This window comes from Ruegeria sp. HKCCSA071, from assembly GCF_017872555.1.
GTDB lineage: Bacteria > Pseudomonadota > Alphaproteobacteria > Rhodobacterales > Rhodobacteraceae > Ruegeria.
The window spans coordinates 29,966-42,736 of the sequence record NZ_JAEDOX010000007.1 but is presented as its reverse complement, the minus strand read 5'-3'; the positions used below and the strand labels follow the sequence as shown (position 1 = coordinate 42,736).

The following is a 12,771-nucleotide window of genomic DNA, read 5'->3' as shown; positions in this document are numbered from 1 at the left end:
GACACATTTTAACTCCAAGTGTTGGGCGCGGTTGGCCGCGCCCAGCATCTTCAGGTCGCCACGTGAGAGATCTCTTTGTCGGGTGAGTAAATGTCCAAGATGTTCCAGTGCCCGGTCGTTGGTGTTGGATTGTTGATCATTGGGACATCAAGAACGGTTGGTTTGCCGCTGGCGATTGCCGCTTCCAATGCGGGCAACAATTCATCAGCAGCACTAAGCCTGTGCCCTTCTGCACCATAAGCTCGTGCAATGTCTGCATAACCCGGTCCGTTTGCAGGAGCTGCGGCTGATCCGGGGAACGTGGTCCCATATGTCAGACCGTAATGCGCCTTTTGAAGGCCCGCGATAGTGCCGAAGGCGTTGTTGTTCATAACCAGCCAGATAATGCCCAGATCAAGCTCGACCGCGGTTGCCAGCATCGACGGGTTCTGACCGAACCCCCCATCGCCAACAAGACTTATCACCACACGGTCAGGGGCTGCCAGTTTTGCGCCGATCGCTCCCGGAGGGCCAAAGCCCATCGTCGCGAACCCGCCCGGGGTCAGGATTGAACCGGGGGTCAGGATATTAAATTGCTGTCCGACACCGTTCTTGTTCCACCCAACGTCCGTGGTGATGATGGCATCCTCGGGCAGTGCCTTGCGGGTATCTGCCAGAATGCGCTCGGGCATCATCGGAAAGGCCGATGAGGTCGCCATGTCCACGTTGCGCGCTTTGAAGTCCGTTCGGAAGTCTGCGATCTTCTGTTCCAGCGCGGGGCGGTTGAAACCGTCCGGATACATCTCGCGGGCGACCCGATTGAGGACACGTAACGCGGCCTTGGCGTCAGCAACGACTCCGATCTCGGTGGGATAGTTCCGACCAATCTCCTGCGGTTCAATGTCGATATGAATGACCTTGGACCCGGGGATGTTGAACGTATAGCCAGGATACCAGCTGGAACAATCTGCCTCTTTAAACCGTGTTCCCACGGCAAAGATGTAGTCCGCATTCAGGCAGGATTGGTTTACCAATTCGGTGCCCCAAAACCCAGTCATTCCTAGCACAAGTGGGTGGTCGTCCCGCAGCGCACCTTTGCCCATCAGGGAATGTGCGACGGGCAAGCCCAAATGTTCAACGAACTCGCGCAACTCCTGACTGGCTTTCGCCAGAAGGATACCACCGCCGACGTAAGCAACCGGGTTTTCGGCTGTAGCCAACGCTTCGACAATCTCTCGCGCTGTTTCATCGTCAATCGACGGTTTTTTGAGCACGCGCGTGTTATCTCGGATACGGTCGAAGCTGTCCGAGGGGATCACCTCGGAGAAGATGTCCATCGGCACATTGACAAGCACCGGCCCGGGCTGGCCGCTTTCGGCGAGGTGAAACGCCTTTTCCAGAATCTCGGCCATCAGGTCTGCCCGATCTACCCGCCAAGCGCGTTTGACAAAGGGGCGATAGATCTCCCACTGGGCAGCGTCTGCGTGCAGGTTCACCTCTTGATGCGGATGTTTGCCGTAGTAATGCGTGGGAATATCGCCTGCGATCACCACCATCGGGATACAGTCCAGTGCCGCGTTGGCGACCCCGGTGGCGCAGTTAGTCAGCCCCGGGGAGAGGTGGGACAAGACCACCGAGGCCTTGCCCGTCACGCGGGCATAAGCGTCCGCCGCATGGCTGGCGATTTGTTCGTGTCGTACTGTGACGAAATCGATGGAACTTTCCGCCAGCGCAGCCAGAACCGCAATGTTCGTGTGCCCGCACAGGCCGAAAACGTGCTTGACCTCACGGCGTTCGAGAAAGTCAACGATATGTTCGGCAACGGTTTTGCCGTCCAGTTTCGCTCCGTCCATCACGCGACCTCCTGTCCGTAGAACTCACCGAACAGGTCCTGCTCCGAGGGGCGATCCTCGGGGATCGGACGGCTGACCCAGGTGTAGTTCATCATGTGTTTCATGGTGACATTTTCATTGGTGATGTTTCCGCCCCAGATGCCGCAACCAAGGCTGCTGGTCATAGGCATACCGTTAGTCCAGGCACCCGCATTGGCCTTGGACTGAGGCTGTCGAACCATCATGCGGCTGACTGGAGCCAGGCGCGCCAACCGGTCGATGTGATCGTCATTGTGGCTGTAGATGCCGCAGGAATGGCCCTTGCCCCCAGTGTTGTAGATCTGGCTGACCGTTTCCAGCGCGTCATCGAATGTGTCGAAGTGATATAGCGCCATCAGCGTGGTCAGTTTTTCCTTCGAAAACTTGTGCTGAGGCCCGATTTGCCCCTGATTTTCAACCATCAGGAATTTGCGATCTTCTGGGATCGAGAACCCGGCTACCTTGGCCGTTTGCTGAGGCGGACAGGCGATGGTCGGGAACGTGCGGTTGCCCTTTTCGTCCCACATGACCTCTTCGAGCATGGCCTTCTCTTCGTCCGAACACAGGTATCCACCTTCGGCCTCCAGCGCCTTGACCATATCGTCGTAAACCGAACGCTGGATAATGATGTTGCCGTCGGCCGAGCAGCCCGACCCAAAGTCGGAGGTCTTTGAAATGCGTGTGTTCTGAGCGGCGATGTCCAAGTCGGCTGTCTCATCGATGACAATGGATGAATTGCCCGCGCCGACGCCATAGGCTGGACGCCCTGAACTATATGCCGCTTTGACCATGGGCTTGCCACCCGTCGCCAGTGTCAGGTCACAAATCTCCATGAGGTGCTGTGTTAACGGGATCGATGGTTTGCGGATCGACTGGAATAGGTCTTCGGGGGCACCGGCGGCGCGGCAGGCTGCGCGCATGACCTCGACCATCTCAAAGGTGGTATGGGCGGTTCGCGGGTGCGGGCTGAAGATGACCGCATTCCGGGCGTTCGCGGCGGACACGCCGGTCACTGGCGGTGTCATCGCAGGGTTAGTCATGGGAATCAAGGATGCGATCACACCGGCAGGTTTGGCGTATTTCACGAGCCCCTTTTCTTCGTCGACTTCGACGATCCCCGTCGAGGGCGTGCGCAAGACATCACGCAGTACCATGTGGATTTTGAACCGTTTCGCTGGACGCCCTTCGCGATCTCCGATGCCGCTTTCGTCCACGCCTTGCTGGGCCAGGCGCGTGAAGGTTTTCTCGTTCCCCGCATACCACGCGATTGCTTGGGACAGGCGGTCCAACCTGCCCTGATCCCAACCCTCGATCTCGGCCATGGCGGCGCGGGCGCGTGCCAGCATGTCGGCCGCCATGTTGCAGTCGTTTTCAGTGAGCTCTTTGCCCATGATGATCCTCTTGGTGTTTTGGAATTGCAGCATCGGGCATACGACGCTGTGACCGCGCCTCGCCGAATGTTCGCTTGGCGTGGCTGAGACAGCGACGCGCGTGTTCTTCATATCCCAACTCGGCCACGCGGCTTTGGTTGGGCAGTTCAATTGAATAGTCGACGGGTGGCATCCGTTCGATGATGCCGGTGAAATCGATCCATCCCTCACCGGGATATAGCCGCGCATCACGGGCCAGTTGGATCATGCCCTCACGCGTATCGGCGATGCCGGGCAGGCAATCAGAGATATGCAGGAAGTGAAACAGGTCTGAGGGGACGTGCAAGAGCTCTCCCAAATCCACACGGCTGAGGTGCAGATAAAGCGTATCGACCAGAATACCTCCATTCGGCTGATCAGAGGCGCGGACTATGTCCAGCGCCTCATCCAGAGTGCGCAAGCGAGAGAAGCTTGGAAATTCTAGGTCCACAGTTAGACCATACGGCGCCGCCAGTTCGCAGGTCTCGGAATATACGTCGATCAGGAAATCACGATCATCGCGGGTGTTGGTCCACGCGCTCATGATCATACGTTTGGCGCCGAGTTTCCCACCGATCTCCAACGAAGGCTCAAAACTGCGCGGATCGACATCTTCGGTGATGCGCGCAAGCTCGACATCAAGGACTTTCAAACCGGTGGTAGTGAGAGCAGTTTTGGTAGCCTGCACCTGTGCCTTGTCGATTGGGGATTGACTGAATTCACCGGGCACATGCATCGGAATAAATCGGGGACTGACGGCATCGTAACCGGCCCGTGCGGCGATATAGACCAACTCGGGCGGCGTACAGCCAATCAGCGTCAGATGCGCCAAAGAATAGAGAGAGGGGCTTGCGCCTGCCTCTTCGGGTTTCACCATGAACGACAGCTCCACGTGCCTGCGAATCTTATTTCATCACACGTTATTAAAAATATCTGGTATTTTATAAAATATCAACTTTTAATGCTAGGAAGGAAATGAAAACGCCCGGGCAACGGCCCGGGCGTGTTTTACATTCGTGTAGGCAGAGCCTTAGAGAGTGACCCAGCCCCCTCCGGACTGGTGAGAGCGCACAGAGGCGTCAATGAATCGGACACCGTCTGCGCCTTGTTCGACACTGGGATAAGCAAGCCAATCGGTCGGAACGGTTACGCCATCCCGACGCGCGGCTACGGCCATTGCGAACTCAGTATAAAGATTAGCCCAAGCTTCAATAATCCCTTCAGGAAAGCCGCGCGCGGTACGAATCAGACGTTCCGCACCGGGTCCCATACCGTGCCCGTGACCTCGGCTGATGATACGATCCGGCTCACCAAACCGATTGAATTTCAGCTGTTCTGAATTCTCCAAGTCCCACTCCAGACCTCCTTCGCTCCCGAAGATCCGCAACCGCAACCCACCCCGATTTCCGGGGGCAAGTCGTGTTGCCATCAAAGTTCCCGGAACCTCATTTTGGTAACGAGTGAACATCAACACCGTGTCTTCCAAAGGCTTTGGCGCGCCGCAGACATGAAACTCGGCCCGCAGGTCGGTCAAGGGCAAGCCCGAGACAAAACTGGCGAGATGCGCGGCATGGGTGCCGATATCGCCGACACAGCTGGTTGGACCAGAAATCTTGGGGTCCAGCCGCCACTTTACATGAGGCGCATCAGCCACATCTTCGGGCGTCATCCAGTCTTGCATGAACTCGACGTGGATTTGGTTTATTTTACCGATAGCTCCGTCGGCCACGATTTGCTTGGCTTGCCGGATCACTGGAAAGCACGACATCGCATATCCGACGGCAAAGACCTGTCCCGTGCGCGCGGCGATCTCCTCAAGCCCCTCGGCCTCGGCAACTTCGTTGGTCAGGGGCTTGTCGCACAGTACATCAATACCTGCCTCCATAAACGCTTTGGAACCTTCAAAATGAACGTGGTTCGGGGTAGTGATCATGACGGCATCTACGCCATCCGTACGTGCCGCCTCGGCCTGTGCCATCTCTTCGAACGACGCGTAGCACCGGTCGGCCGGCAGGAACCACTCGGCCCCACGCGCCTTACTGCGAGCTGCGTCAGAACTGAGCGCTCCTGCGACGACCTCCCACCGGTCGGTCATCCGCGCGGCCGTTGCTTGCGTGACAGAGATACGTCCTCCGCCAACAACGCCTAACCGCAAACGGCGAGACAAGCGGGGGAAAGGACCATCAAAGTTCAGGTTTTCTGGTAATAGTCTCTCAGCCATTCTGAACCTCCATTTTCGGGACCCATACCCCCTCGGGTAGTATTTCTACCGCCATGAAAATGCTGGGGGTAATCGTCTCGTACTGATGCCAGGGATAGTTGCCTTCGGCGTCATACATCGGTTTGTGCGTCGTGCCAGGGGCCATGAATTCTTCGAGGTAAAGGGTTTCAACATCCCGCTCACGGCATTGCTGCATTTTGCCGAAGCCTACGATTTGAGTATGCACTTCGCGAAACCCCGGTACCGGGCAGAACGGATGATCCTTATGCAATCCGACATTCAAAGGGACCGAGCCGGAATGGTACATGGTCAGTCCAACATTACCCACAAAGACTTTTGGCGACATGTAATGGCTGACACCGCGCAGACGCTCCTCTTGGCGGATATCAAAAGCAGATGGCCACGTATCTTTCACCTTTGCGAACAACTCGTTGTCATCGGCATGGGCGTCGAAACCGTGGACAATGACTGCACGTTCCACGCCGTCAAACGCGCTGTCTTGCACGATCACAGACGAAAGCGGTGCAATGGTCTGATCCTCGACAGAGAGATTTCGTCCCCCAAGGTTAAGGACGATGGCGCGACCCTCGATAGAAATTCTGCGCTCGTCAGTTATGTGCTGCACGCGAAAGAATGGCTGGGCAAAGTCGAGTGTCTCAATCGGCATGGGCCGACTCCTTCCTCTCACCGTTCAGAAAATCGACCGGCAAAGGCTCCGGAGCCGCGCAACGACTTTCTATTGTCTGATAGGCCCCGAATTTCGGTGCCCGCTCAATCGCGTCCATCACCTCGAAAACATGGTAGGCCAGCGAACCACTTGCGCGCGGTTGGCGTCCTTCTTGCGCCGCCAGGGCCAGATCCAAAAGGCCGAGCCCGCGGCTGTCTTCATTGAACCCGTGTTTGTTTTCGACCACCTGCCAGTCTTCGCGACCAGTTGGACGAGGCTGATGAGACCAGCGCGAGGTGTCCCGCGTCTTCAAGCAGACATCCCCCTGAAAGATGTTGGCTCCGTGAACCGGGTCAGGGTCAGGGATACTGATGGTGCCGGTTTCACCGTAGATTTCGAACCGTGGGGTTTCGCTGTCCCAGACGTCGAAGCTCATGGTCATCGACCCTATTGCTCCGGAAGAGAACTGCAGCAGGCTTAGAGAGTGCGTGTCCACCTCGACATCTATCCATTCGCCGCTGCGAGGGCCGTTTTCGATCATCCTTTTGTCGAACGTGCGCCGCGCCATTCCGGCGACCCGGTCAATTTGCCCAAGGCAAAAAATCATCGCGGTCAGGTAATAGGGGCCCAAGTCCAGCAATGGCCCACCACCCGCCTTATAGTAGAAATCCGGGTTGGGATGGTGGCGCTCCGTCCCGTGGGTCCCGACATGGGCAAAAACCCCTGTCGGTTTGCCAATGGCACCCTCTTCGATCAAGCGCCGAACGGTCTGCCAGCGACCGCCCAGAAATGTGTCGGGCGCGCAACCGACCAGGAGCCCCTTTTCAGAGGCCATGTGCAGGATCGCCTTACCATCCGTTCGATTCATAACCAGCGGCTTCTCGGAATAGACATGCTTGCCCGCCTCCAACGCGCGCAAACTGATTTCCGCATGCGCCGCCGGAATTGTCAGATTCAGAACGCAGTCTATCGTTGGATCGTCAAACACTTCATCTGGCGTGCAGGCCTTGGCGATGCCGTATTGATCCGCTTTGGCGCGGCTTTCCGAAGGATCAAGGCTTGCACAAGCCACGACCTCGACACTTGAGAATTTAGATATTGTTTTTAAATAGATATCGCTGATACGACCACAACCGATAAGGCCGACCCGGAAGGATTTCGATGTCTCACGTGTCATCATTCCTGTCTTCGTAGAGGGGTAAGTAATTCGGGGGCATGGGCCCTTTGTTGCGGCCACCTTGGTTCATCTGTTCCCAAGCGTGGGCGAGTATTCCGACCGAGCGGGACAGGCAGAACAGCCCCCGCGACAAGGGCGCGGGAAAGCCAAGCTCGCAGAAGATCACAGCTGTTGCGCCGTCGATATTCATGGCAATGGGCCGACCACCGCGTTGACGACCGAGTTCGGACTGAACCTCTTCTCCGATATCGGCAAAGCAGCCAGAAACTGTACCTTCTGTCGCCGCATCACGAACAAGTTGCATCAATCGTGGTGCGCGTGGGTCGACAGGCTTGTGAAAACGGTGGCCAAAGCCAGATACGATCTTGCCATACGTCTCGTGCCAGCTGTCCAAGCCATCCCGAACAGCGTCATTCAGCGAAGCTCCCGCATCCATGCGGACCGCGATATCATAATACAGCTCTGCGCATTGTTCACCTGCTCCACCGTGCACATCGCCCAGCATGTTCACCGCAGTCGCCATCGCATTATTGAGACCCACCCCGCAGGTGGCAGCCATGCGCGCCGCCGCGATCGAGGGGGCCTGCGGGCCGTGATCCACACCTGCGACCAGAGCAGCCTCGAACAAGCGTGCTTGCGCATCACTGGGCAATTCGCCCCGCACCATCAGCCAGATCATTTGCGGGAAAGATACTTTCCCGATCAGGTCCTCTATGGCGTTGCCACGAAACGCGATCTTGCCGGGTTTCATGTCGATGATTGAGGTACGCCACCATTGGCGGATTGCTTGCTCGTCGTTTGTCATACCGTTGCACCTCTAAACTCGCGCATGCGCTGCTGACGAAGTGAATCGAAAACGTTTTGAAGGCGACTGATTGAGGCGGTGCAGCCGGTGAAGATTTCAAAAGACGCTGCAGCCTGATGAACGGCCATTCCAGCACCATTCATCACTTTCAACCCAGTTGTGCGGGCACTGCTCAGTAGGTGTGTCTCAAGCGGGAAATATACGATATCTGCCACCCATGCATCGGCCCGCAACAGGGATGGTTCAATGACTGTTCCGGGGTACTTGTCCATTCCAAGTGGTGTTGCGTTGACCACTCCGTCCACAAGTTCGATCCGATCCAACGAAATCGAAGGGGAACCCTGAATCTTTGCATAAGGGCGCAAGACCTCTAGTCGACTGACCAGCGCCTGCGCTCGGTGGAAGTCAGGATCAATGATCTCCAGATCTCGAACACCTGAATCAAGCAAAGCCAAAGAGACTGCACTGCCCGCGCCACCAGCACCAAACATGAGAACCGTTTCAGTCTTCGATGATCCTAAAAATTCTCCGAAGGCACCGTGGAAGCCAATGTAATCAGTGTTGTGGCCAACCATTCGGTCATTACAAAAAACCACCGCGTTGACAGCTTGAAGCTCCTCAGCAGTCTTGGAAAGCTCATCAAGATGATCAATGACTGATGCTTTGTAGGGATGTGTCACGTTGACCGCCGCACAGCCCAATTCAACTGAATAATGCAGTAAATCAGCGACCGACATTCCACGAAATGGCTCTTTTGCAGTGTCGATCCTACCGTAGCTCAGATCGATGCCCTGCGCCCGACCTTCTGCCTCGTGCATCTCAGGCGTCATGGAGCCAGAAATCCCTTGTCCGATTAGTGCGGCCTTCATATTAGGTTGTTCCTTCCGCCATGTGGTGTCGCGCTTGGGCCGCCAATCGGAACGCAGCATTGCGCGCGCCATAGCCGGAATAGCCAGATCGGCGCTCAACAATTTCAAAGAAGAAGCCGTTAAAGATTGGTCGGCTGTAGATCTGAAAATACTCGGCACCCGCTGCGCGGTCGTAGAGAATGTTATCCCTGCGCATTTGGTCGATCAGGTCTTCACTTAACCCGAATGTCGCTTGCAGATCAGCGTAGTAGTTTTCTGGGATGGATAGGCTGGGAAAGCCGGACTTCCGCATTTGGGCTGAGGTTTCAAATATGTCGTCCGACTGGAAGGCTATGTGCTGAACACCGGCGCCAAAACCGTCTTCAAGGAATGAAGCCGCCAGTGTTCGATGCCCAACTGCACCATTCAGGTTTAAACGCACTTCGCCCTCGGGGCTTTCGATGGCTTGGCTTTGCACAACACCCGATGGGTCGGCAACGTTCACGATCGGGGATTTTGCCATTTCAAAAGTCGAAATGTAATAGAGCAGCCAGCTTTGCATCTCATCGTTACGCATCGTCTGCGCCAGATGGTCGATGCGGCGCAGACCGGCAGGCTGGATCGCTTTGGTTTTGGCGACTGGCTCAAACTCGATGTCCCAAACCCGATGCAGATCGGATTTCTCATCTATGAAGTGGACAACATTTCCACCAACACCTCGAATGGCCGGGATGTCCAGTTCCCCGGTCCCTACCGGCTGTGAGAAATTCGGCGCGCCCAACGCGGTCGCTCGCTGAACCGTCTGATCCGCATCTTTGACACGCAACCCCATGTCACAAACGGAGGGACCGTGACCCAGGAACGCCGAATGGGCAAAACCTTCTTTTTCGGTGTTCACAACAATGTTTATCGCGCCCTGCCGCCACAGCTCGACAGATTTGGTGACATGTTTTCGCTCCATTCGAAAACACATTGCTGACAGCATATCTGCCAACTGCGCGCCGCTTGTTTCGTCGGCTGTAAATTCTATGAATTCGAAGCCTGACGCATAGACGCGTTCCGGCAGGTCCGGGATGCCGAAATCGGTTCCCGGCTCGGTCCGGGATACCTCATCTAGGAGGTTCACCAGCGACCTGTAACTGTCTCGGGCCAGATTTCGGCCGCCGGGTTGAGGAGCTGCTTCGTTGACGCGCGCAATGGACCAAGGCCCCTTGTACCCAGCGCGGGACAACACGCGTACGAAGCCAGTAAGGTTCAGCGACCCAAGCCCCGGCAGAAGTCCAAAGTGCCGTTTGAGCCGACGTATATCCATCTCAAGCCGGGGTGCATCGGACAGTTGCACATGGAACAGCCGCTCTCCGGGAATGTCCCGAAGGCGCGCTGGTTTGGACCCGTCGGCAAGCGAAAAGAAGGAATTCAAGGCCAACCCCAAATGAGGGTTGTCGATAGCTTCAACGACGCTTAACGCCTGTTCATCCGAGTGAATAAGATCCGACCATGGCAAGCCCATATAGGCCAGACGCAGCCCCATTACCTTTGCTATCTCGGCCGCCTCGCCAAGATCTGCGATCACCTGTTCTTCGGTCGGGGCGACATCTACATCAACGGCAGATCCGATAAGCAGCAATTCTGTTCCCAACTCACTCATCAGGTCGAGTTTGCGCTTCAGTCGATCAAAGGCGCGCTCACGTCCGGCTTCTGGCTGGCCTTCAAGGTTATGGAAAGGTTGTAGCAGGCAAATCTTCAGGCCGAGGTCCGATGCAATTTCTCGGACTTGCGATGGCGGTCCGTCAAAAGCGGTCAAATCCGGTTCGTGTAATTCGACACCCCCGAATCCTGCGTCAGCGATAGCACTCAGCTTTTCGGCCAGATCACCGGGGATCGACGTTGTCGAAACCGAAAGGCACATTATCCCTGATATCCAAACATACGCGGCAACCACAGGACCAAATCCGGCATCAGTATCATGATCACCAAGGCGACGATCAGAACCGCGAGGAAGGCCCAGATTTCCGAAATGATTTCACGCAGCGGAATGTCCGTCACGGCGTTGATCACAAAGAGTAGAATGCCATAGGGCGGCGTGATCAAACCGATCATCGAGTTCACGACGACCAGCACTCCGAAATGCACCAGATCAATCCCAAGCGCTTCGCAGGTTGGAATGAACAGGGGCACGATCACAAGAATGATCGTTGTCGCGTCCAACACGCAACCCAGCGCGAGGATCAGCAGGTTAACCAGGATCAGGAAAACAATCGGACTAACATCTGAACCCTCCAGCAGTGCCGAGATCGACTGAGGTATTTGCTCCTGAATGACGATGAAGTTCAGAATGAACGCGCCGCCAATGACAACCCCGACGGCTGCGGAAGAGCGCGCGCTGTCGACGAACACTTGATAAAGGCCACGGAAGGTCAGCGCGCGGTAGAACAGAGCTGCCAGTAGCAGGGCGTAGAATGCAGCAACTGCGGCGGCCTCTGTCGGAGTAGTGACACCCCCATATATGCCGTAGAGCAGGATTGCGGGCATCAGCAGAGCCGGAAATGCGTTGGCGGTTTTAGCCGGCAATTCGCGCAGTGGAACAGGTTCTTCCAATGCAAAGTTCCGCTTTCCGGCCAGATAGTAGTTTATCGCCATGAGGACGACGCCCATGATCAGGCCCGGCAGAATACCGGCGAGGAACAGCGACCCGATGGAGGCCTTGGAAACGAGCGCGTACAAAACCATCGGGATAGAAGGCGGAATAATAGGGCCGATCGTTGCCGACGCCGCCGTGATTGCAGCTGCGTAGCCTCGGCTGTAGCGGCCATCCTTGGTCATCATTTCAATTATGATCTTCCCAATCCCCGCAGCATCCGCGACGGCCGAGCCGGACATACCCGAAAAGATCAGTGACGCTACCACGTTTACGTGCCCGAGGCCGCCTTTGAAACGACCGACAGCAGCGACGCAGAAGTTCAGCAGCCGGTCCGTGATCGACCCTGCGTTCATGATATTCGCGGCGACGATGAACAAAGGCACGGCAAGCAGGATCGTGCTTTTGTAGAAGCCTTGCAGGATCTTCTCGCCCGCGAGGGCGACGTCCAGTCCGGCCGTGCCCAGGTACACTAATGAGGCCAGGAGGATGGAATAGCCGATAGGTGTCCCGATGCCTGCCAGAAGAAACAGAGCGAGCAGGCAGGAAAGAAGTTCAAAACTCATTTCTTAACTTCCTCGTTCTCTTCGACGTCGACACGGGGATGATCGTCAACCACGTTGTACCCAACGACCAGTTCCAACTCTGTCTTTGGTGGGCCATTGCGCATGACGTCGAAGAATAGCCACGCGTACCGCGCTGCTACGACCAGCATGAATACCGCGTAAATCGAGAATACTGTGCGCAGCGGTATCTTCTCACCGGAGAACGGATTGCGGACAGTCGATGTCTTGCGGATTTTCATCCAGTCTATGTAGTCCCACGTCGGAAAGAAGCTGTAGAGCATACCGACTACGATCGCTGCGGCCGCCAGCATCGCAAAGACCTGCCGCACGCGCATCGGCACCGAAAGATAGATGATGTCGAACTTCACGTGATCCCGTTCGCGCACGATGAAAGCGCAGCTGAAGAAAATCACCCAGACCCACAGAATGCCGATGAGTTCAAGTGTCCATCCGGCGGGGGTAAAGAAGTAGCGCAAGAGAATTTGCAATAGGAAGATCAGGAAGATTGCCGCCAGCATCCCGCCGGCAATCGCTTCGGTCAGTCGGGAAAACCCCTTGATAAAGGCTTTCATTATGGTTCTCCCTCCCGT

11 protein-coding genes are annotated in these 12,771 nt (G+C 56.3%); all 11 read right to left on the bottom strand.

Annotated elements, in window-relative coordinates; all coding sequences use genetic code 11:
• Positions 1 to 50: 50 nt before the first annotated feature.
• Positions 51 to 1,832: a thiamine pyrophosphate-binding protein gene (locus tag I9188_RS13835; RefSeq protein ID WP_209506762.1), complete on the bottom strand. Its 1,782-nt coding sequence runs from the start codon at positions 1,830 to 1,832 to the stop codon at positions 51 to 53.
• Positions 1,832 to 3,241: an aldehyde dehydrogenase family protein gene (locus I9188_RS13830; protein ID WP_209506761.1), complete on the bottom strand. Its 1,410-nt coding sequence runs from the start codon at positions 3,239 to 3,241 to the stop codon at positions 1,832 to 1,834. Before I9188_RS13830 ends, I9188_RS13835 begins: the two co-directional genes overlap by 1 nt.
• Positions 3,222 to 4,151 carry a sugar phosphate isomerase/epimerase gene (locus I9188_RS13825; protein WP_348540341.1) on the bottom strand — a complete coding sequence of 310 codons (930 nt, stop codon included), beginning with the start codon at positions 4,149 to 4,151 and terminating at the stop codon, positions 3,222 to 3,224. The genes I9188_RS13830 and I9188_RS13825 overlap by 20 nt, the downstream gene beginning before the upstream one ends.
• Before the next feature lie 138 nt (positions 4,152 to 4,289).
• Complete coding sequence (locus I9188_RS13820; RefSeq protein WP_209599100.1) at positions 4,290 to 5,480, bottom strand: Gfo/Idh/MocA family oxidoreductase; 1,191 nt, start codon at positions 5,478 to 5,480, stop codon at positions 4,290 to 4,292.
• Positions 5,473 to 6,147 carry a hypothetical protein gene (locus I9188_RS13815; RefSeq protein WP_209599631.1) on the bottom strand — a complete coding sequence of 225 codons (675 nt, stop codon included), beginning with the start codon at positions 6,145 to 6,147 and terminating at the stop codon, positions 5,473 to 5,475. The genes I9188_RS13820 and I9188_RS13815 overlap by 8 nt, the downstream gene beginning before the upstream one ends.
• Complete coding sequence (locus I9188_RS13810) at positions 6,137 to 7,324, bottom strand: Gfo/Idh/MocA family oxidoreductase (RefSeq protein ID WP_245223723.1); 1,188 nt, start codon at positions 7,322 to 7,324, stop codon at positions 6,137 to 6,139. Before I9188_RS13810 ends, I9188_RS13815 begins: the two co-directional genes overlap by 11 nt.
• Complete coding sequence (locus tag I9188_RS13805; RefSeq protein WP_209506756.1) at positions 7,314 to 8,129, bottom strand: citryl-CoA lyase; 816 nt, start codon at positions 8,127 to 8,129, stop codon at positions 7,314 to 7,316. The genes I9188_RS13810 and I9188_RS13805 overlap by 11 nt, the downstream gene beginning before the upstream one ends.
• Positions 8,126 to 8,998, bottom strand: a complete 873-nt coding sequence (locus I9188_RS13800) for a shikimate dehydrogenase (protein WP_209506755.1) — start codon at positions 8,996 to 8,998, stop codon at positions 8,126 to 8,128. The genes I9188_RS13805 and I9188_RS13800 overlap by 4 nt, the downstream gene beginning before the upstream one ends.
• Before the next feature lies 1 nt (position 8,999).
• Complete coding sequence (locus tag I9188_RS13795) at positions 9,000 to 10,886, bottom strand: sugar phosphate isomerase/epimerase and 4-hydroxyphenylpyruvate domain-containing protein (RefSeq protein ID WP_209506754.1); 1,887 nt, start codon at positions 10,884 to 10,886, stop codon at positions 9,000 to 9,002.
• Positions 10,886 to 12,181: a TRAP transporter large permease gene (locus tag I9188_RS13790; protein ID WP_209599630.1), complete on the bottom strand. Its 1,296-nt coding sequence runs from the start codon at positions 12,179 to 12,181 to the stop codon at positions 10,886 to 10,888. The genes I9188_RS13795 and I9188_RS13790 overlap by 1 nt, the downstream gene beginning before the upstream one ends.
• Positions 12,178 to 12,753, bottom strand: a complete 576-nt coding sequence (locus I9188_RS13785) for a TRAP transporter small permease subunit (protein WP_209506752.1) — start codon at positions 12,751 to 12,753, stop codon at positions 12,178 to 12,180. Before I9188_RS13785 ends, I9188_RS13790 begins: the two co-directional genes overlap by 4 nt.
• Positions 12,754 to 12,771 lie beyond the last annotated feature (18 nt).